The 20240-nt window shown below is 68.4% G+C and carries 19 protein-coding genes; 9 read left to right on the top strand and 10 right to left on the bottom strand.

Translation table 11 applies throughout. The features are described from left to right. From DI272_RS22860 to dnaA, 3 genes are all read right to left on the bottom strand, one after another. Positions 1-651 (bottom strand): NADP-dependent phosphogluconate dehydrogenase (locus DI272_RS22860; RefSeq protein WP_258314633.1); only part of this gene is annotated, 651 nt, incomplete at its 3' end. Between the two features lie 183 nt (positions 652-834). Next, complete coding sequence (gene dnaN, locus DI272_RS22855; RefSeq protein ID WP_109497154.1) at positions 835-1965, bottom strand: DNA polymerase III subunit beta; 1131 nt, start codon at positions 1963-1965, stop codon at positions 835-837. A gap of 891 nt (positions 1966-2856) precedes the next feature. After that, positions 2857-4899 (bottom strand): chromosomal replication initiator protein DnaA, encoded by a 2043-nt coding sequence (gene dnaA / locus DI272_RS22845; protein ID WP_109497153.1) that lies wholly within the window; start codon positions 4897-4899, stop codon positions 2857-2859. A gap of 375 nt (positions 4900-5274) precedes the next feature. Here dnaA and rpmH point away from each other — a divergent pair, with 375 nt between their 5' ends. The 6 genes from rpmH (at position 5275) to rsmG (ending at position 8859) form a co-directional block, all read left to right on the top strand. Beyond that, positions 5275-5412 (top strand): 50S ribosomal protein L34, encoded by a 138-nt coding sequence (gene rpmH / locus DI272_RS22840; RefSeq protein WP_015659252.1) that lies wholly within the window; start codon positions 5275-5277, stop codon positions 5410-5412. 21 nt (positions 5413-5433) lie between these two features. Next, the gene (gene rnpA / locus DI272_RS22835) at positions 5434-5805 is read left to right on the top strand and encodes a ribonuclease P protein component (protein WP_109497152.1); all 372 of its coding nucleotides are present in this window, start codon (positions 5434-5436) and stop codon (positions 5803-5805) included. Next, positions 5802-6179, top strand: a complete 378-nt coding sequence (gene yidD, locus DI272_RS22830) for a membrane protein insertion efficiency factor YidD (RefSeq protein ID WP_109497151.1) — start codon at positions 5802-5804, stop codon at positions 6177-6179. The genes rnpA and yidD overlap by 4 nt, the downstream gene beginning before the upstream one ends. A gap of 3 nt (positions 6180-6182) precedes the next feature. Further along, positions 6183-7487 (top strand): membrane protein insertase YidC, encoded by a 1305-nt coding sequence (gene yidC / locus DI272_RS22825; protein WP_109497150.1) that lies wholly within the window; start codon positions 6183-6185, stop codon positions 7485-7487. A gap of 15 nt (positions 7488-7502) precedes the next feature. Beyond that, the gene (locus DI272_RS22820; protein ID WP_109497149.1) at positions 7503-8015 is read left to right on the top strand and encodes a R3H domain-containing nucleic acid-binding protein; all 513 of its coding nucleotides are present in this window, start codon (positions 7503-7505) and stop codon (positions 8013-8015) included. 127 nt (positions 8016-8142) lie between these two features. Next, entirely contained in the window at positions 8143-8859 is a 717-nt protein-coding gene (rsmG, locus tag DI272_RS22815; RefSeq protein ID WP_109497148.1) for a 16S rRNA (guanine(527)-N(7))-methyltransferase RsmG, read from the top strand. A gap of 76 nt (positions 8860-8935) precedes the next feature. On the opposite strand, the gene DI272_RS22810 is transcribed toward rsmG, so the two are convergent. After that, positions 8936-9283 (bottom strand): hypothetical protein, encoded by a 348-nt coding sequence (locus DI272_RS22810; RefSeq protein ID WP_109497147.1) that lies wholly within the window; start codon positions 9281-9283, stop codon positions 8936-8938. 440 nt (positions 9284-9723) lie between these two features. Between DI272_RS22810 and DI272_RS22805 the strand changes: the two genes are divergently transcribed. The 3 genes from DI272_RS22805 (at position 9724) to DI272_RS22795 (ending at position 12856) form a co-directional block, all read left to right on the top strand. Then, complete coding sequence (locus DI272_RS22805) at positions 9724-10797, top strand: AAA family ATPase (protein WP_109500985.1); 1074 nt, start codon at positions 9724-9726, stop codon at positions 10795-10797. Then, positions 10794-11894, top strand: coding sequence for a ParB/RepB/Spo0J family partition protein (locus DI272_RS22800; protein WP_109497146.1), 1101 nt, complete (start codon positions 10794-10796; stop codon positions 11892-11894). Before DI272_RS22805 ends, DI272_RS22800 begins: the two co-directional genes overlap by 4 nt. A 344-nt stretch (positions 11895-12238) precedes the next feature. Further along, on the top strand, positions 12239-12856 hold the full coding sequence (locus tag DI272_RS22795) for a GNAT family N-acetyltransferase (protein WP_109497145.1): 618 nt from the start codon (positions 12239-12241) through the stop codon (positions 12854-12856). An 82-nt stretch (positions 12857-12938) separates the two neighbouring features. Here DI272_RS22795 and trxA read toward each other — a convergent pair whose 3' ends face one another. The 6 genes from trxA to murJ all read right to left on the bottom strand — a co-directional run bounded on the left by trxA (position 12939) and on the right by murJ (position 20205). Next, positions 12939-13271, bottom strand: a complete 333-nt coding sequence (gene trxA / locus DI272_RS22790; protein WP_003991504.1) for a thioredoxin — start codon at positions 13269-13271, stop codon at positions 12939-12941. 47 nt (positions 13272-13318) lie between these two features. Beyond that, entirely contained in the window at positions 13319-14287 is a 969-nt protein-coding gene (gene trxB, locus DI272_RS22785) for a thioredoxin-disulfide reductase (RefSeq protein ID WP_109497144.1), read from the bottom strand. 163 nt (positions 14288-14450) lie between these two features. Beyond that, a complete protein-coding gene (locus DI272_RS22780) occupies positions 14451-15329 on the bottom strand; it encodes an anti-sigma factor (protein ID WP_109497143.1) in 879 nt (292 codons plus the stop codon). Next, positions 15326-16051 (bottom strand): RNA polymerase sigma factor SigM, encoded by a 726-nt coding sequence (sigM, locus tag DI272_RS22775; RefSeq protein ID WP_109497142.1) that lies wholly within the window; start codon positions 16049-16051, stop codon positions 15326-15328. Before sigM ends, DI272_RS22780 begins: the two co-directional genes overlap by 4 nt. Positions 16052-16080: 29 nt before the next feature. Next, the gene (locus tag DI272_RS22770) at positions 16081-17799 is read right to left on the bottom strand and encodes a protein kinase family protein (RefSeq protein ID WP_109497141.1); all 1719 of its coding nucleotides are present in this window, start codon (positions 17797-17799) and stop codon (positions 16081-16083) included. A gap of 138 nt (positions 17800-17937) precedes the next feature. Next, positions 17938-20205 carry a murein biosynthesis integral membrane protein MurJ gene (gene murJ / locus DI272_RS22765; RefSeq protein ID WP_109497140.1) on the bottom strand — a complete coding sequence of 756 codons (2268 nt, stop codon included), beginning with the start codon at positions 20203-20205 and terminating at the stop codon, positions 17938-17940. Positions 20206-20240: the final 35 nt, after the last annotated feature.

Genomic DNA, 20240 nt, shown 5'->3' with positions numbered 1-20240 from the left:
GTTGACGGCCAGGTCCAGCAGCCAGGAACGGATGACCGTGCCTTCCTGCCAGGAGCGGAAGACCTCACGCACGTCGGTGACGGAGTCGACCTTCTCCAGCAGCTCCCAGCCCTCGGCGTAGGCCTGCATCATCGCGTATTCGATGCCGTTGTGGACCATCTTGGCGAAGTGGCCGGCGCCGACCTTGCCGGCGTGCACCGAGCCGAAGTCGCCCTCGGGCTTGAGCGCGTCGAAGACCGGCTGCACCTTGGCGACGTTCTCGGCGTCGCCGCCGTACATCAGCGCATAGCCGTTCTCCAGGCCCCACACGCCGCCGGAGACACCGCAGTCGACGAAGCCGATGCCATTGGCGGCCAGCTCCTCGGCGTGCTTCTCGTCGTCCGTCCAGCGGGAGTTGCCGCCGTCCACGACGACGTCACCCGGCTCCAGGAGCTCAGCCAGCTCGTCCACCGTCGACTGGGTCGGGGCACCGGCCGGGACCATCACCCAGACCACGCGCGGCCCCTTGAGCTTGCCCACAAGCTCTTCGAGGCTGTGGACGTCGGCGAGGTCCGGGTTGCGGTCGTATCCGATGACGGTGTGGCCTGCGCGGCGAATCCGCTCGCGCATGTTGCCGCCCATCTTGCCGAGGCCGACGAGACCGAGCTCCATCAGTTGTTCCTTAGGTTGCTGTGGCGTGTGTGGCACCTTCGTACCTACGTCCGAGCCTAAACCCGGACGCTCACGCACACCTGTGGGCATACGCGCTCAGACGTACGTCCCCACCTGCGGGTTTTCCCCAGGCCGGGAACGCACTGTCCACCACCTGGGGATAACCCCGCGCCGCTCGGCCGGTCAGCCGCTGAGCCGCACCGGCATGATCAGGTACTTGTAGGCGTCGTCCGCCTCCGCGTCCAGCGCGGGCTTGCCGCTGAGCAGCGCGGGCTTCGTGGACGTGGTGAAGGACAGCTGGGCGACCGGGGAGTCGATGGCGCTCAGGCCGTCCAGCAGGAAGGTCGGGTTGAAGGCGATCGAGATGTCGTCGCCCTCCAGGTTGGCGTCGACGCGCTCCACAGCCTGTGCGTCGTCGCTGGAACCGGCCTCCAGGATCAGCACGCCCTGCTCGAAGCTCAGCCGCACCGGGGTGTTGCGCTCGGCGACCAGGGCCACACGCTTCACGGCCTCCACGAAGGGGGCGGTCTCGATCACGGCGACGGAGTTGAACTCGGTCGGGAACAGCGTGCGGTACTTCGGGAGGTCGCCCTCCAGCAGACGTGTGGTCGTACGCCGACCGGCGCCCTCGAAACCGATCAGGCCCTCGCCCGCGCCCGAGCCGGAGAGCGCCAGGGTGACGCTGTCGCCGCTCGTGAGCGCCTTGGCGGTGTCCAGGAGCGTCTTGGCGGGCACCAGGGCCACCGCGGACGCCTCGGGGTTCTCCGGCTTCCACAGGAACTCGCGGACCGCGAAGCGGTAGCGGTCGGTGGAGGCAAGCGTGACGGTGTCGCCCTCGATCTCGATCCGCACACCGGTCAGCACCGGCAGGGTGTCGTCGCGGCCGGCCGCGATGGCGACCTGGGCGGCGGCGGAGGCGAAGACCTCACCGGGGACGGTGCCGGTCGCGGTCGGCATCTGCGGCAGCGCCGGGTACTCCTCCACCGGCAGGGTGTGGAGGGTGAACCGCGAGGAGCCGCAGACCACGGTCGCCCGTACACCGTCTGTGGAAATCTCCACCGGGCGGTTGGGGAGAGCGCGGCAGATGTCGGCGAGGAGACGGCCGGACACCAGGACCGTGCCCTCCTCCTCGACCTCGGCCTCGACGCTCACCCGCGCGGAGACCTCGTAGTCGAAGCTGGACAGGCTCAGCTGGCCGTCCTCGGCCTTCAGCAGGAGGCCGGCGAGGACAGGCGCCGGCGGACGGGCCGGGAGGCTGCGTGCCGCCCAGGCCACTGCCTCCGCGAGTACGTCGCGTTCCACCCGGATCTTCACTGTTGCCGCCTCCTGCTGTTGCCGGCGCTTCGCTCTGCCTGGCCTCGTCGTCTGTCTCGGTGTCGTCGGCCCCTGTGAGGGGAAGGACACCGGGGAACAGTCTGACGCACCCCACTGACAGTAGGTGCCTCTCGGGGTCAAGTCGTGACGAGGGGCAGTCGGGAGCCGGACAGCGAGTTGTGCACAGGACCCCCTTCGAAACGGATTCCCAGCTCTCTCTAGTTGGGAGTAGTAGTAGGGGCTGTGGAAACCGTGGATAACTCCGTTTGCGCAGGTCAGACCGGAAATTTTGTCCACGGGTCCTGTGGGCGGAGGCGGTGGACAACTCGGGGTCTCTGTGGAGAACAGAAAGTTCTGCACACCCCATGCACAGGCTGAGCCGAGTTCTCCCCAGCTGCGTCCCCAGCTTTACCCCCGTTTCCCACACCCCAACCCGGCACCTTCGTGTGACGCCTTTCACTCGACGCAGTGAGCAGCCGCGTCGCGTTGCCGAACAGTGGACAAGCATGTGGAGAAGCTGGGGATCACTGGGGACAACTCGGCTCAGCCTGTGGGTTGCCGGTGGACAACTCGGTGCACAGGCTGTGGATCTCCGCTTTGTCCACAGTCTGTGGAGATCGTTCGTCCACGAATCCACAACCACTTGACCTGCCCTGATGCCCTTTCAACAAGCGCCCTGTGGACGGCGATCTGGACAACTTGGCAGTCCCCAGGATGTGGACGGCAGAAAGTCGCCGAATCTGTGGAAGGAGGCCGTAACCCGGCAGGTAATCGAACAAACGGCTACGAGGACATGACGGGCGCCATGACGAAGGGCGCCCCCGGGACCGTGTCCCCGGAGCGCCCTGGACGCCGTGAGTACGCCATGCGTACGGCGTGATTACGCCTGTGTCAGCCGTTCTTGATGCGGTTAGTCAGCTCGGTGACCTGGTTGTAGATGGAGCGCCGCTCGGCCATCAGATTGCGGATCTTGCGGTCCGCGTGCATGACCGTGGTGTGGTCGCGGCCGCCGAAGAGCGCGCCGATCTTCGGCAGGGAGAGGTCCGTCAGCTCGCGGCACAGGTACATGGCGATCTGCCGGGCGGTCACCAGCGCGCGCCCGCGTGAGGTGCCGCACAGGTCCTCGACGGTCAGGCCGAAGTAGTCCGCCGTCGCGCCCATGATCGCCGTCGAGGTGATCTCGGGGGCCGAGTCCTCGCCGCCGGGGATCAGGTCCTTAAGGACGATCTCCGTCAGGCCGAGGTCCACCGGCTGCCGGTTGAGAGACGCGAACGCCGTCACCCGGATCAGCGCGCCCTCCAGCTCGCGGATGTTCCGCGAGATGCGGGAGGCGATGAACTCCAGGACCTCCGGCGGGGCGTTGAGCTGTTCCTGGACCGCCTTCTTGCGCAGGATCGCGATCCGGGTCTCCAGCTCGGGCGGCTGGACGTCGGTGATCAGACCCCACTCGAAACGGTTCCGCAGCCGGTCCTCCAGCGTGACCAGCTGCTTGGGCGGCCGGTCGCTGGAGAGCACGATCTGCTTGTTGGCGTTGTGGAGCGTGTTGAACGTGTGGAAGAACTCCTCCTGCGTCGACTCCTTGTCCGCGAGGAACTGGATGTCGTCGACGAGCAGGATGTCCATCTCGCGGTAGCGCTTGCGGAAGCTGTCGCCCTTGCCGTCGCGGATGGAGTTGATGAACTCGTTGGTGAACTCCTCCGAGCTCACGTAACGCACGCGCGTGCCGGGATACAGGCTCCGCGCGTAGTGCCCGATCGCGTGCAGCAGGTGCGTCTTGCCGAGCCCCGACTCCCCGTAGATGAAGAGGGGGTTGTACGCCTTCGCGGGCGCCTCGGCGACGGCCACCGCGGCCGCGTGGGCGAAGCGGTTGGAGGCGCCGATGACGAAGGTGTCGAAGAGGTACTTCGGGTTCAGCCGTGCGGTGGGCTCGCCGGGGCCGGTCGCGGGCGCGGGCTGCGCGGCCAGCGGACCGGGGGCGCCACCGGCCGAGGGCAGCGCCGAGCCGCCGGGACCACCGGGTCCGCCGCGATGCGCGGGCCCGCCGACGGAGGGCGACTCGGGCAGGTCGCGGCGGGGGCCGGGCTGGTCGTAGTCGTCCCGCCGGGGGCCCTGCTGGTCGTAGTCGGGGCGCTGGCCGTCGTAGGACGGGCGGTCCATCGGCTGCGGACGGTAGTCCTGGGAGGGGGAGGCGTAGGAATCCTTGGAGTAGGGCTCCTGGCCGTACGACTCCTGCGCGGGCGGGGTCGCGTACGGGTCGCGTTCCGGGAAGCCGAGGCGCGGCTGCTGCCAGCTGTACTCGTCCTGCTGGGGGCGGGGCCAGGCGCCGGGTTCGGGGCGCTGGTACTCGCCGGGGTAGGCGGGGCGGGCGCTGGGCAGCTGGTCACCGGGGCCGCCCGGGAGCTGGTCGGCGCGACCCGGCTGGCGGTCGTCGGCCCGATGCCGGTCGTCCGCGCGGTGCCGGTCGTCTGTGCGGTGCCGGTCGTCCGCGCGGTGGCGGCCGTAGCCCTCGTACTGGTTGTCGTACTGGTTGTCGTACGAGCTGCTCTGGGTGCCCTGGCCGTCGTACGGCCCCTCGTACTGGCCGGCGGGGAGCTCGGGCTCCTCGTAGCGCGGCTGGGGGCGGGCGGGCTGGGGCGCCGGCGGGGCCGGGGGCTCGCCGGCGGAGTCGTCGACGGTGATCGCGATGCGGATCGGGCGGCCGCACTCGCGGCTCAGGGTGTCGCTGACGATGGGAGCGAGGCGGCCTTCGAGGACGCCCTTCGCAAACTCGTTCGGCACGGCGAGCAGGGCGGTGTCCGCGACGAGTGCCAGTGGCTGGCAGCGGCGGATCCAGTGCTCGTCCTTGACCTCCACGCCTTGTCCGCGGCCCTCGCCGAGGAGCTGCTCCAGTACTCGTGGCCACACTGCGGCAAGATCGGCAGGTACGTCAGCCACAGGGCACGCTCTCTCACAGGTCCCACGAACGTGTGATGGTGGGACGGGTCGGGATCTACACCGCGGGGCGCGGGGGACAAAGGAACGAATCGGAGTTCAGCCACGGTAGTCAGGGCGACGGGTGCGGTTCAAGTTGTTGTCCCCAGGCTGTGGATAGTGTCTCCCGGAGGGCGCTGGTTTGACCGGATGGCGTAGCCGCGCGTACCGTAACCAGGTCGAGTTGTCGATGGCTGCTGCCGCCTGCCTCCGATGGGCACAGATCGCGTCAGGTGATCGGGAAGCGGTGCACTCGGGCGTAAGCGAGAGCTACTCGTGGGCGCACGGTGACAGCCAGGACGGCACCCGCCACCACCGATTGATTTCTGGAGCCCCCGAGTGAGCAAGCGCACCTTCCAGCCGAACAACCGTCGTCGCGCCAAGACCCACGGCTTCCGCCTGCGGATGCGCACCCGTGCCGGTCGCGCGATTCTCGCGAACCGTCGTGCCAAGGGTCGCGCCAGCCTGTCCGCCTGATTCCGGTCAGGTCATGCCGTCGTGCTGCCCACCGAGAACCGGCTGAGGCGGCGCGAGGACTTCGCGACCGCGGTACGACGAGGGCGCCGGGCCGGACGCCCGTCCCTCGTAGTCCATCTTCGTAGCGGTTCAACGGACCCGCACGCGCCTGGGGAGAGCGCTCCCCCGACGCGTGCGGGTTTCGTCGTGAGCAAGGCAGTGGGCGGTGCCGTGGTGCGCAACAAGGTGAAGCGCAGGCTTCGCCATCTGATGCGCGACCGGGTCGACCTGCTGCCCCCCGGTAGCCTGGTAGTCGTACGAGCGCTGCCCGGTGCGGGCGACGCCGACCATGCACAGCTGGCCCGAGACCTGGATGCCGCCATCGAGCGGCTGCTGGGAGGGGGCGCGCGATGAAGTACCCACTGCTGGCTCTGATCAAGCTGTACCAGTGGACGATCAGTCCACTGCTGGGGCCCGTGTGCAAGTACTACCCGTCGTGCTCCCACTACGGCTACACGGCCATCGACCGGCACGGTGCGATCAAGGGCACGGCCCTCACCGCCTGGCGCATCCTGCGCTGCAATCCGTGGTCGCTGGGAGGCGTGGACCATGTCCCGCCGCGCAAGCGTCCGCGGTGGCACGAAATGCTGCGTGACGCCTGGCGTACACGCAGGGGCGGGCACTCCGCCGCCGAAACGGCCACCGAGGAGAATCGCTCTTCGACCACCGGAGAGAATCCTCCTTCGAGCCCGGCCGCAGAGACTCCGTCCCATGCCCAAGGAGCATGATTAGTGGACACGATTGCCAGCCTGTTCAGCTTCATCACGACACCCGTCTCCTGGGTCATCGTCCAGTTCCACAAGGTGTACGGCGCCATCTTCGGCCCTGACACCGGCTGGGCCTGGGGCCTGTCGATCGTGTCCCTGGTGATCCTGATCCGTATCTGCCTGATCCCGCTCTTCGTGAAGCAGATCAAGTCGACGCGGGCCATGCAGACGCTCCAGCCTGAGATGAAGAAGATCCAGGAGCGCTACAAGAACGACAAACAGCGTCAGTCCGAAGAGATGATGAAGCTGTACAAGGAGACGGGTACCAACCCGCTCTCCTCGTGCCTTCCCATCCTGGCGCAGTCGCCGTTCTTCTTCGCCCTGTACCACGTCCTCAACGGCATCGCGAACAACGACACCATCGGTGTCATCAACGAGAGCCTGCTGGCGAGCGCCCAGAAGGCGCACATCTTCGGTGCCCCGCTGGCGGCGAAGTTCACCGACAGCGCCGCCGACGTCTCGGCCCTCGACGCCTCGCTGACCACGGTCCGCATCGTCACCGCGGTCATGATCGTCATGATGTCGGCCTCGCAGTTCTTCACGCAGCGCCAGCTGATGACGAAGAACGTCGACACCACGGTGAAGACGCCGTTCATGCAGCAGCAGAAGATGCTGATGTACGTCTTCCCGGTGATGTTCGCCGTCTTCGGCATCAACTTCCCCGTCGGTGTCCTCGTCTACTGGCTGACCACCAACGTGTGGACCATGGGCCAGCAGATGTACGTCATCCACAACAACCCGACCCCGGGTTCCAAGGCTCAGGCCGCCTACCTGGAGCGTCTGACCAAGCACGTCACGCACCACGGCAAGGTCCGCCGCCGCAGCGAGAAGACCATCGTCAAGGCGATCGTCGCCAAGGGCCGTGACCGCAACGAGTTCGAGCGCAAGTTCATCAACGCCCTGAGCAAGGCGGGTCTCGCCGCACAGGCCGACGGCGCCGTGATCAAGAGCGAGAGCCAGGCCGCCGCCCAGGCCGAGGACGGTACGCCGACGGCCGGTGGCACCGGTACGCCGAAGCGTCAGCAGCCCAAGCGGCAGAGCAAGTCCCAGCGGCAGTCGGGTGGCGCCGCCGGCACCGCCGGTGCGGCGAAGCCGGCCGGTGAGCCCACCTCGCTCAGCAAGTCCGACGACGAGCCCGAAGACGCCAAGCCCGCCACCCCCGCCAAGAAGGCCGCTCAGAAGCAGCAGCCGGGCGCCGGTACCCGCAGCAAGGCCCAGTCCGGACAGCGCAAGGGCCCGCAGCGGCCCAAGTCCCCGTCCAAGAAGTAAGAAGGAGTCCAACCCGTGACGGAAGGCACCACCTCCGCCGCTGCCGAGGGTGCAGACACCCTGACCCGCCTGGAGCAGGAGGGCGAGATCGCGGCGGACTACCTCGAGGGTCTGCTGGACATCGCCGATCTCGACGGCGACATCGACATGGACGTCGAGGCCGACCGCGCCGCTGTCTCGATCATCAGCGACGCCGGCAGCCGCGACCTGCAGAAGCTGGTCGGCCGGGACGGCGAGGTGCTCGAGGCCCTTCAGGAGCTCACGCGCCTGGCCGTGCACCGGGAGACCGGTGACCGCAGCCGTCTGATGCTGGACATCGCGGGCTACCGGGCCAAGAAGCGTGCCGAGCTCTCGGAGCTGGGCGCCAAGGCCGCCGCCGAGGTCAAGAGCAGCGGCGAGCCCGTGAAGCTCAATCCGATGACGCCGTTCGAGCGCAAGGTCGTCCACGACGCCGTGAAGGCCGCCGGTCTGCGCAGCGAGTCCGAGGGCGAGGAGCCGCAGCGCTTCGTCGTCGTGCTGCCCGCCTGACCGGTCCGTACGTTCCTCCGGCCCCGTCTGCCCGGCAGACGGGGCCGAACTTTGTCAGCCTGATAGTTCTGGTGGTTGTGGTGATCGGCGCCGGGTGCGCCCATCGCCGTACGGAAGGACGGTCCCCGTGACGGAGGCAGCGGAGCTTCCCCCCGCGCCCGAGCAGGCGCGCTCGGTGTTTGGTGATCGCTACGCGGATGCGGTCCGGTACGCCGAGCTGCTCGCCGAGGCGGGTGTGCAGCGCGGTCTCATCGGCCCGCGCGAGGTGCCCCGGCTGTGGGAGCGGCACCTGTTGAACTGCGCGGTGCTCTCGGAGGTCGTCCCCGAGGGCGTGACCGTGTGCGACGTCGGCTCCGGCGCCGGCCTCCCGGGCATCCCCCTGGCGCTCGTCCGGCCCGACCTGAAGATCACGCTCCTGGAGCCCCTGCTGCGGCGTACGACCTTCCTCACCGAGGTCGTGGAACTGCTCGGCCTGGACCATGTGACCGTCATGCGGGGCCGTGCCGAGGAGGTCATGGGCAAGCTGCCGCCGGTGCACGTGGTGACGGCACGGGCCGTGGCCCCGCTGGACCGACTGGCCACCTGGGGCATCCCGCTGCTGCGCCCGTACGGCGAGATGCTCGCCCTCAAGGGCGACACCGCCGAGGAGGAGCTGAAGGCGGCGGCCACGGCGCTCAGCAAGCTCGGTGCCGTCGAGACCTCCGTCCTGCACGTCGGGGAGGGTGTGGTGGAGCCGTTGTCCACCGTCGTGCGGGTCGAGGTCGGGGAGAGCCCGGGCGGTGTGCGCTTTGCAGCCAAGCGGGCGAAGGCGGCCAGGACCAGCCGCACCCGTCGCCGTCGTTGACCCAGCCGCTGACTGAGCAGAAAGAGGCGCCCTCCCCGCGATGGGAAGGGCGCCTCTGCTGTCTATCGGATGACGCTTACGGCGTCTCGGTGAAGCAGACGTCCGGGCGAGCCGAGATGGACCGGCACACCTTCTTGATCGTCACGGTGCCACCGTCGCCGCTGTACGTCGTCGTCCCCTTGCCCTTCTTGTTCCACAGCGTGAAGATCCGGTCGCCGTGGCCCGCGCGGGTGTACTGGACGTAGACCTCGTTGTCGTCATCGGCGAGATCCTTCACCGCAGCAACCCCGTGGTCACCGTTGGTGCGGTAGCCGTGGCCCCAGATCACCTTGATGTCCTGGTCGGCGAAGGCAGGCGTGGCCGTGGCGAACACGCTGACGCCCAGGGCGATCGCGACGACGCGACCGATGTTCTCCGAAGTCACTGAGTACTTCCTCCTCTTGTCCGTTTGGTCAGCCCGCAAGCGGGCACGGCAGGATGGCGGAAGGTGTGGTCATGGAAAGTTCCCCCGCCCCCGTTTGATGTTGATCTTAACAGGAGCAACTTTTGGGGCATGTGGGTGAGATGACGATCCGTCTGTGCCTTAAGTGAAAGGCGGAACGCGACCAAGCGGAGTGTCGCCTACAAAACGGACGAATTGTTGTCATGGTGTTTCACGTGAAACGTCGCTCACTGCTGCACGGCATCATCAGCCGGGGCCGCGCTGCGGCCGAACCGCGCGACCGTAAGCCCCTTGGGTCCCTCGAATCCCCCGGAGACAAGGCTTCTGGTGACGCTCCGTCCCCCCAGGGGGGCACGGAGTTGTCCACAGAGGTGGATTTCTCCACAGAACACCAGGCCTCACTGGTTCACCACCCCGAAGACATGGGAGGCTCTGTTCATTGCGAGCCTGAAGTCGAGGAGAGTGAATCCTTGCGGTCCGACGCCAACATCGCGGGACCGATGACCGATCCGGTCCCCGGTCCCCGTACCGAGTCGATCGGGGACGATGTTTCACGTGAAACACCGCCCCCGATGGACGACACTCCCATCGGTCGTGCTGCCCAGCTGGCGGTAGAGGCTCTGGGGCGCGCCGGCGAGGGCCTGCCGCGGCCGGAGCAGACCCGTGTCATCGTTGTCGCCAACCAGAAGGGTGGCGTGGGCAAGACGACGACAACGGTCAACCTCGCTGCTTCGCTGGCTGTGCACGGCGGCCGGGTCCTTGTGATCGACCTGGATCCGCAGGGCAACGCGTCCACGGCCCTGGGGATCGACCACCATGCCGAAGTGCCGTCCATCTACGACGTGTTGATCGACAGCAAGCCGCTGGCCGAGGTTGTCCAGCCGGTCCCGGATGTCGAGGGGCTTTTCTGCGCGCCCGCCACCATCGATCTCGCCGGTGCGGAGATCGAGTTGGTGTCGCTGGTGGCGCGCGAGAGTCGTCTCCAGCGCGCGATCCAGGCCTACGAGCACCCGCTGGACTACATCCTCATCGACTGCCCGCCCTCGCTCGGCCTGCTGACGGTCAACGCCTTGGTGGCCGGTGCCGAGGTCCTCATTCCGATCCAGTGCGAGTACTACGCACTGGAGGGGCTGGGGCAGCTGCTGCGCAACGTCGACCTGGTGCGGGGGCACCTCAACCCCGCCCTGCACGTCTCGACGATTCTGCTCACCATGTACGACGGCCGGACGCGTCTTGCGTCCCAGGTCGCGGAAGAGGTGCGCACGCACTTCGGCGACGAGGTGCTGCGGACGAGCATTCCCCGCTCGGTCCGCATTTCTGAGGCGCCGAGCTATGGGCAGACGGTACTGACTTACGATCCAGGATCGAGTGGTGCCCTCTCCTATCTTGAGGCGGCACGTGAAATCGCGCTGAGGGGCGTGGGCGTCAGCTATGACCCGACGCAGGCCCACATCGGCGCCCAGAGCAACCCGAGCATGGTGGAGGGCATTCAGTGAGCGAGCGACGGAGGGGTTTGGGCCGTGGTCTCGGCGCACTGATCCCCGCTGCCCCGACGGAGAAGACGCCGGCTCCGGCCGCGCTGGGCGGCCCGGGTTCCGCGTCCCCGACAGCTGTACCGGTGCTGACGACCGACCGTGGGGTGGCCGCGGCGAAGGTGGCCACGCTGCCGCCTGTTTCACATGAAACGACGGAGCCGTCGCTGAACGGTGCCGTGGAGACGCTGCCGTCTCCGGTCGGTGCCCACTTCGCCGAGCTCCCCCTCGACTCCATCACGCCGAACCCGCGTCAGCCGCGCGAGGTCTTCGACGAGGATGCTCTGCAGGAACTGGTCACCTCCATCAAGGAGGTCGGCCTCCTCCAGCCGGTCGTCGTACGCCAGGTCGGCTCCGGGCGCTACGAGCTCATCATGGGCGAGCGGCGCTGGCGAGCCAGCCGTGAGGCGGGTCTGGAGGCCATCCCGGCGATTGTGCGGGCCACGGACGACGACAAGCTTCTCCTGGACGCCCTCCTGGAGAACCTGCACCGGGCTCAGCTGAACCCGCTGGAAGAGGCCGCCGCCTACGACCAGCTGCTGAAGGACTTCAACTGCACGCACGACCAGCTGGCGGACCGCATCGGCCGATCCCGCCCGCAGGTCTCCAACACCCTGCGTCTGCTGAAGCTCTCTCCGGCCGTCCAGCGCCGGGTGGCCGCCGGGGTGCTCTCCGCCGGGCACGCCCGGGCGCTGCTCTCGGTCGAGGACTCGGAGGAGCAGGACAGGCTTGCTCACCGGATCGTGGCCGAGGGGCTCTCGGTGCGTGCCGTCGAGGAGATCGTGACCCTCATGGGGTCGCGTCCGCAGACAGCTCAGCGCGCCAAGGGCCCGCGGGCCGGAACCCGGGTCTCCCCGGCGCTCAGCGACCTGGCGGGTCGCCTCTCGGATCGCTTCGAGACGCGGGTGAAGGTCGACCTGGGCCAGAAGAAGGGCAAGATCACGGTCGAGTTCGCCTCGATGGAGGACCTTGAGCGGATCCTCGGCACCCTCGCCCCGGGCGAGGGTCCGGTCCTTCAGAAGAGCCTTCTGGACGGAGACTCCGAGGACTCGGAGGACTGATCCTGCCGTCGGCTGAGCGAAAGCATCGGTCGATCACGACAGGCGCCGTGTCCAGCGGCGGAGCGGGCTGCATCCGGCAGGGACCGGACACAGCCCGCTCTTTGCTTTCATGCGGTGTCGATGCCATCACATCGTGGATACGATGCGATCGGGTACGGCGCATCCACCCAGCAGCACCCTTCAGGGGAGGAAGGTGTCATGCGAACGGTGAGCCGCAGCGGACTGGTGAGCGCAGGTCTGGGACTGGGCGCGGTCGGCGGCTTCGTCGGCAGCCTGCTCCGCGAACGGAGCGCCCTGACAGCCGCCCGCGTTGCCGCGGGCGAGGGAAGCGAGGAACAGCCTTCATGGGGCGTCGGCTCGTACCGCTCACGCTGGACAACCTTCAGGACATTCCCCAGCGCTGCCGCTCGTGCGTCTTCTGGGAGCTGGACCCAGTCAGCGGCGAAGCCGCGGTAAGAGGCGGCACAGCGGCCCTGGAGAAGGAGGCCTGGATTTCCGCCGTCCTGCTGGACTGGGGTTCATGCGGGCGCGTCGTCTACGTCGATGACGTCCCGGTGGGCTTCGTGCTGTACGCCCCTCCGGCGTACGTCCCGCGCTCGACGGCGTTTCCCACGAGCCCTGTCTCTTCCGACGCGGTGCAGCTGATGACGGCGTTCATCATGCCGGGGTACCAGGGGCAGGGGCTGGGCCGGGTGATGGTCCAGACGGTGGCCAAGGATCTGCTGCGGCGGGGCTTCAAGGCCATCGAGGCCTTCGGGGACGCCCGCTGGAAGGAACCTGCCTGTGTGCTGCCTGCCGATCATCTCCTGGCGGTGGGCTTCAAGACGGTGCGCCCGCACCCCCTGCACCCACGCCTGAGGCTGGAGCTACGGACGACGCTCTCCTGGAAGGAAGACGTGGAGATGGCGCTGGATCGGTTGCTGGGAGCGGTGCAGAAGGAACCCGCCCTGCGCCCGCTATGACACGACGAAGGGCCGGCCCTCTCGGGCCGGCCCAGTCGTGTTTCACGTGAAACATGTGCCATCGACTCGATGGCTCAGTGCGTCACTCGGCGATGAAGTCCTCAAGGTCACGCACGATCGCGGCCTTCGGCTTCGCACCGACGATGGTCTTGGCGACCTCGCCACCCTGGTAGACGTTCAGGGTCGGGATGGACATGACGCCGTACTTGGCGGCCGTACCCGGGTTCTCGTCGATGTTGAGCTTCACGACCTCGATCTTGTCACCGTACTCGGCGGCGATCGCCTCGAGGGACGGAGCGATCTGGCGGCACGGGCCGCACCAGGCAGCCCAGAAGTCCACCAGGACGGGCTTGTCGCTCTTGAGGACGTCCTGCTCGAAGGAGTCGTCGGTCACGTTCTTCAGGGTGCCGGCCACGGCGGGCTCCTTAACTCTTGTGCGTGGGGTGGTGGGTGGGAGGGGGATCAGACAGAGGTCTTCTCGGGCTCGGCCTGCTCCTCGTCCGCCAGAGCGGCGAGGTAACGCTCGGCGTCGAGCGCGGAGGAACAGCCGGTGCCGGCCGCGGTGATCGCCTGACGGTAGGTGTGGTCGACCACGTCGCCGGCAGCGAAGACACCGGTCACGTTCGTCCGCGTGGAGGGCGCGGCGACCTTCAGGTAGCCCTCCTCGTCGAGGTCGAGCTGGCCCTTGAAGAGCTCGGTGCGAGGGTCGTGGCCGATCGCGATGAACAGGCCGGTCACTGCCAGGTCCGACAGCTCGCCGGTCTTGAGGTTGCGCAGCTTCAGGCCGGCCAGCTTCGGGTCACCCTGGATCTCGGCGACCTCGCTGTCCCACACGAACTTGATCTTCGGGTCGGCGAAGGCACGCTCCTGCATCGCCTTGGAGGCGCGCAGGGTGTCACGGCGGTGGACGATCGTCACGGACTTGGCGAAGCGCGAGAGGAAGGTGGCCTCCTCCATCGCGGTGTCGCCGCCACCGATCACGGCGATGTCCTGGTCCTTGAAGAAGAAGCCGTCGCAGGTGGCGCACCACGAGACACCGCGGCCGGAGAGCGCGTCCTCGTTCGGCAGACCGAGCTTGCGGTGCTGCGAGCCCGTGGCGACGATGACGGCCTTCGCCTTGTGGACCGTGCCGGCTGTGTCCGTGACGGTCTTGATCTCGCCGGTGAGGTCGACGCTGACGATGTCGTCCGGGACGAGCTCGGCGCCGAAGCGCTCGGCCTGGGCGCGCATGTTGTCCATGAGCTCGGGGCCCATGATGCCGTCCTGGAAGCCGGGGAAGTTCTCCACCTCGGTGGTGTTCATCAGCGCGCCGCCCGCGGTGACGGCGCCCTCGAACACCAGCGGCTTCAGCGACGCGCGCGCGGTGTAGAGCGCCGCCGTGTAGCCGGCGGGCCCGGAGCCGATGATGATCACGTTACGGACGTCGCTCACGGCTTGATTCCTCGTCTCTGGACTGCGTCAGTACGACCGGTGGGAGCCCCTCTCAGAACTCTCACCCCACCCAACGGATCCTACGGGTCGCGCATTCCCGGTGTGTCCGGGCACACGGAGAGCCGCCACCGTACGAGATACCACGCGGCAGAGAGACGAAGCGTCAGCGCGCGGACCGCGCGTAGGAGTGCGTCAGCAGAACCTTCGCGGAGGAGGACGGGTCCTTCTCACAGGCGGCGTCGACCACGTAGGCGTCGACACGGCTGCTGTCCTTCGCGTTGAGCATCAACACGAGGTAGGCGGTGTCGCCGTCGTAAGTGCCCTTCTTGGCGGCCAGTGCCTCGTCGTTCCGGCCGATGCCCTGCAGAACACAAGAGGGCACCTGCGGCACGGGCTGATTCTTGATGTGGTTCTCGGGGACGGTGTTGGCGCCGAGGCTGCGAGGAGCGCGGGACCCCTCACCGGACCCCTGCGCCAAGAGCTCGGAGACCTGGGTCTCGACCTTCTTGCCGGAGAAGGCGTCGGCCTGCGTGGCCGGGTCGGACGGCTTGCCGTCGTTGAAGGACGACAGCAGCACTGAGCCGAGTCCGAGCGCGGCGACTGTGAAGACGGTCCCCAGGACGGCGATCCTGCGGCGTGCGCCGCGGGAGCGAGGCTTGCGGCCCGGGCCCGTACTGGAGGAGCGGGCGTGGCCGGCGGGACGGTCTGCCGACCGCGATGTTTCACGTGAAACATGCGCTTCGGCGAGTGCGGGAGCATCGACGGGGTCGACGGGCTCAGAGGTGGTGGCGTTGAGCAGAGCTTCCGCGGCGAGAGCGGCATCGATACGGCCTGCCACATCGTCGGGCATACGCGGCGGTCCCGGCAGCGAACCGAGCAGCCCTCGGATCTCCTCCAGCGAGGCGTGGACGTCCGCACAGAGCTCGCAGGCGTCCAGGTGCCGTCGTACGTCCGCGCTGCGGGAGGGTGTGAGCAGACCTTCGGTGAGGTCGGAGATCTCCGCGACGTCCGGGTGCCCGGTCGTGTCTGTCGTGGATGTCACGCTCGCCCACCTCCGCCCTTCACAGCAGCTGAATCGCCTGGATCTGCCTTGTGGGGACCCGGGTCAGGGGATCCCGCTGCCGGTGGGACGGATGTCCCGTGCACCCGGTTCCGTCCACCGCTCGGTTCTCTGCTGTCACCGGTCTTTTCCGGCCGCAGATGGGTGAGGAGAGGAAGGAGTCTGGCCCGGCCGCGGGCGCAGCGGCTCTTCACCGTGCCGGTCGGCACGTCGAGCATGCGGGCGGCTTCGGCGACCGGATATCCCTGCATGTCCACCAGGACCAGAGCGGCCCGCTGATCGGGCGGCAGCGTGCCGAGGGCTTCCAGGAGCTGGCGATGCAGATCGTTGCGTTCCGCCGGCGCCGAGGCCGACTCGTGCGGCTCCAGGAGCTGCTCCAGGCGCTCGGTGTCATCGACCGGAGACGTCTTGCGGGAGGCGGCCTTGCGGGCGCGGTCGAGGCAGGCGTTCACCGTGATGCGGTGCAGCCAGGTCGTGACGGCGGACTGGCCGCGGAAGGTGTGCGCGGCGCGATAGGCGGAGACCAAGGCGTCCTGGACGGCGTCAGCGGCTTCCTCACGGTCTCCGAGCGTACGGAGCGCCACGGCCCAGAGCCGGTCGCGATGACGCCTTACGAGCTCACCGAACGCGTCGGGATCGCCGTCCACGTGGCGGGCGAGGAGGTCCTGATCGCTTGCGTCGCCGTATGCGGTGCCATCTGCCATCGGACCCCCTCCCCTGGGATGCGGTGCGCTCAGCCCTTGAACGTCACGTCGGTGACCGCCTGCTTGTAGCCAGCGCTGCTGTAGCCGTCGGAAGGTGCGTTCGGCACGGCAGTGATCCACAACAGGACGTACTGCGTCTTGACCGACTTCGACGCCTTCACCGTAAGAGAGTTGCCGCTCGTCGTGGCGGTTCCGATCTCCTTCATTCCGTCGATCCCGGTGGAGGGAGACAGAGAGTCGGTGGCGTAGACCTTCACGGTCGTGTGGTCACCCGGATACCGAAGCCCTATCGACGCCGTCGAGATCTCCTGCGAGGAACCGAGGTCGTAAACGATGCCCACACCCGGCTTGTACGGGGCGAGCGTTGGGCCTTCGTTGTAGCGCTTGGTGCGCCAGTACGTGGAGCTGTCGCCGTCGTACGTCAGTTTCACGTCCTCCGGAGCCTGAGCGTCACCGCTCGCGACGTACTCCTGGGCGCCCGCGATGCTGAGCGTCTTGACCGGCTTGGTCTTGTCGCCGTTCTTGTCGTTGTCGTCCGTCGTCTGGGTCTGGTTGGTGTCGTCGGACTTGTTGCTCTGGTCCATGAGGGCATCGGCGAGCTGCCAACTGCCGAGACCCAGCGCGGCGATGAGCAACGCCGACACGGCCCACTTGAGGGCCTTGCCGGTGCGGCTCTGCAACGGCGGCGGAGGGGGCGGCAGGGGCTGGGTGGCGCCCGGGTGGGGTGCCGTGCGGCCGTAGGTGCCCTGCTGGTACGTCGTGCGCTGGTACTCGGGCGGCGCGGTGAACGCCGGCTCCGGCGGGCGGATGCGGGGCATCTCGCCGATCGCCTTCACCAGCTCCTCCGGCGTGGTGCACGCGGACTCGTGACGGGAGGCGGTCGCGCCGTCGTTGGCGAGCGCGCGCATCGACAGCTCGGACAGTCCCCGGTGGACACCCGCGCGTACCTGGTCGGGCGGGATCAGCCCGATGTCCTTGGGCAGCCCGGACAGACCGTAGGCGTCGTTCTCGTACGGCCAGCGCTGGGTCAGCCCCGCGTACAGCAGGGCGCCGATGGCCTCGGTGTCCGTGCGCTGCGGGGTCTCGGACGTGATGCCGCGCAGCGCGGCGTTCACGGCGAGGCCGCGGATACGCCACTGGCCGGTGGAGGTCCGCAGGACCGCGTTTGGGTTGAGGCGCAGGTGGGCGAGGCCCTCGCGGTGGGCGGCGGCCATGGCGGAGGCGATCTGACTGGCCATCTGGTAGGCGTCGTGCGGCTCCAGCGGCCCGGAGGCCAGGAGCGCGGTCAGTTCCGTGGCGTCGGGCAGCCACTCATGGACGACGTAGACGAGGTCGTTCTCCTCGACGGCGTCCAGGACCTGGACGAAGCGCGGGTCACCGAGCAGTGCGGAGGAACGGGCCGCGGCCAGCACGGAGCGGGCCCGCGAGTGATCCGCGGGCAGGATGTGCACACCGACGGCGCGGCGGAGCTTCTCATCGACCGCACGCCAGCTGCTGAACCCGTCCAGCCGGGTGACGCACTCCTCGAGCCGGTAGCGTCTGGCGAGCTTGTGTCCGCTGTGCAGCTCGGGCGGTGAGGCCTTCCCGGGACCCTCGGTCCCGCCACTCCCCTGTGCCTCGTCGATGTCCGTGTCCCGCTCCCGGTTAGTGGCCACCCCGTCGGCCGTGGACTGGTCCGCCTGTGCGGTCAGCGGCTCGTCACCGCTGTTGTCTGCCACGTCGACGGCAGCCGTGCTCCGTTCCGCCACCGTCGTTCCTGCCTCCCCATCCGTTGCGCGCCGACCGACATCCGTGCGCGCCGTCCGACGCCGAACCCAATTGTGCCCACAGTCCGCCGCTATGCACGACACACGGTGGCGGACGATGGTTGTGCGCGTACCCCCGTATCAGCGCCCCAGCCGTCCGCGCACCATGCCGACCAGGGAGTTCAGCTCCTCGATGCGCATCTTGCGGGCGGCCACGAAGAAGATCCCGAGCAGGACCGCTCCGCCGACGATCAGGGCGGCGAAAGAACCGATGACGCCCTGGCCGAGGGTGTGCCCGATGCCGTAGCAGGCCGCGCCGCTGAGCATCGCGGCCGGTACCGAGGCGATGCAGAGCCGGGCGTACGTCCGCATCACGCGGGCGCCGTCCAGGTCACCGCCGAGCTTCTTGCGCAGTCGGTTCCACGCGACCCCGACGCCGATGGCGTAGGCCAGGCCGTACGAGGCGGCCATGCCGACGACCGCCCAGCGGGCCGGCAGGACGAAGTAGCAGGCGGCGGAGGCGATCGCGTTGACGGCCGCCACGATCACCGTGTTGTAGAAGGGGGTGCGGGTGTCTTCGTATGCGTAGAAGGCGCGGAGGACGACGTACTGCACTGAGTACGGGATCAGGCCGAGACCGAAGGCCATCAGCATGTAGCCCATGTTCGTGGCGGCGCTGGTGCCGGAGGAGCCGAAGATCAGGGTGCACATCGGGATGCCGAGGGAGACGAACCCGAAGGCGAGGGGCACGATGGCGACCGCGGTCGTGCGCAGTCCCTGGGAGATGTCGTCACGGACGGCGCCGGCGTCGTCTTCCGCAGCGGAACGCGAGATGCGGGGAAGCAGTGCGGCCATGAGGGACACGGTGATGATGGCCTGCGGCAGGCCCCAGATGAGCTGGGCGTTGGCGTAGGCGCTGAAGCCGGTACCGGCGATCTTGGTGTCCGCGACCGCCGCGGTGGCCAGCTGGGTGACGACGAGGGCGCCCGCCTGGTTGGCGAGGACGAACAGGATCGTCCACTTGGCCAGCATGGCCGCCTTGCCGAGGCCATGGCCCTTCCAGTCGAAGCGCAGCCTCAGCTTGAAGCCGGTCTCGCGCAGGTACGGGATCATCGCCAGGGCCTGGACGACCAGGCCGAGGAGGATGCCGATGCCGAGGAGGCGCTGGCCCTCCGGAGGGATGTTGTTGACGTCCATGCCGGAGTGCTCGGCGGTGCCGTACACCCAGAGGAACATGCCCAGCGTCACGATGATGACGATGTTGTTGAGGACCGGAGTCCACATCATCGCGCCGAACTTGCCGCGGGCGTTGAGGACCTGCCCCATCACCACGTGGATGCCCATGAAAAAGATCGAGGGCAGGAAGTAGCGGCTGAAGGTGATGGCGACGTCATTCGCGGCGGGGTTGGTCGCGACAGGGTTCGACAGAGCGCGCACCAGGAGCGGCGCCGCGAACATCGCGATGGCCGTGAGCGCGGCGAGCGCGACCATGACGAGCGTCAGCAGTCGGTTCGCGAATGCCTCGCCGCCGTCGTCGTCCTCTTTCATGGCACGCACGAGCTGTGGGACGAAGACGGAGTTGAGACCGCCACCGACGGTGAGAATGTAGATCATGGTCGGCAGCTGGTACGCCACCTGGAAGGCGTCGCCCAGGAAAGCCGTGCCCAGCGCCGCCACGATCAGTGCCGACCGGATGAACCCCGTCAGCCGCGACACCATCGTGCCCGCCGCCATCACCGCACTGGACTTCATCAGTCCCGCGGCTTTCCCGCCCTTCTTCGCGGCAGCGGCCGGAGCCGGTGAGGCCGGAGGGGGAACGGGCGCGGTCCCCAGGTTCATCGTCCTGTCCGCGGACGGCGGCATGGGGGGCTCGGCACCCGGTACGGGGCCCGGGGCCGGGGACGGAGCCGGCACCGACGGGGGCTGGTACGGCTGCGGTGCGCCGCCCTGCTGCTGGTCCCGGAAGAGGTGGGCGAAGGCGTCCGGCTCGTGCCGCTCCTCGGCGGAGTGCGTGACGAGGTCGTCGACGCCCACGTACTGCGTGGTGCGCGCGTCGTCGCCGTACGGCAGGTACTGGGTCGCGCTGTCCGGCTCGGGCGCCGGGGTCTGGGCCCACACGTGCGGGTCGGGGGCGTACGGGGACTGCTGGGGCTGGCCGTACAGCGGCTGCTGCGGCTGGTACGTGCCCGGAGGCGGCGGGGGATGCGCGGCGCGGTCGTAGAGCGCCTCGGCGACCGGGTCCTGGGCGGAGAGGTCCTGCGCCCGGTAGGGGTCCTGGGCATAGGCGTCCTGGAGGTACATGTCCGCGGGGGGCTGCGGCGGTACCTGGCCGTGCTCGGGCGGCGGGCCCTCGGGGTGACCCGAGCTGCCCGCGGCCTGGCCGCGGTCACCGTCGTACGGCGCGTTCATGGTTACCCCACCTCATCGTCCCGGGCCCACCGGCC

The sequence above is a fragment of the Streptomyces sp. Act143 genome, from assembly GCF_003143935.1.
GTDB lineage: Bacteria > Actinomycetota > Actinomycetes > Streptomycetales > Streptomycetaceae > Streptomyces.
This window is presented reverse-complemented; position numbering and strand designations above follow the sequence as displayed.

Coding starts and splice junctions, on each gene's coding strand:
- yidD (WP_109497151.1), top strand. CDS start 5,802: ATGAAGTACCCACTGCTGGCTCTGATCAAGCTGTACCAGTGGACGATC.
- DI272_RS22805 (WP_109500985.1), top strand. CDS start 9,724: ATGGGAGGCTCTGTTCATTGCGAGCCTGAAGTCGAGGAGAGTGAATCC.
- DI272_RS22795 (WP_109497145.1), top strand. CDS start 12,239: ATGGGGCGTCGGCTCGTACCGCTCACGCTGGACAACCTTCAGGACATT.
- sigM (WP_109497142.1), bottom strand. CDS start 16,051: ATGGCAGATGGCACCGCATACGGCGACGCAAGCGATCAGGACCTCCTC.
- murJ (WP_109497140.1), bottom strand. CDS start 20,205: ATGAACGCGCCGTACGACGGTGACCGCGGCCAGGCCGCGGGCAGCTCG.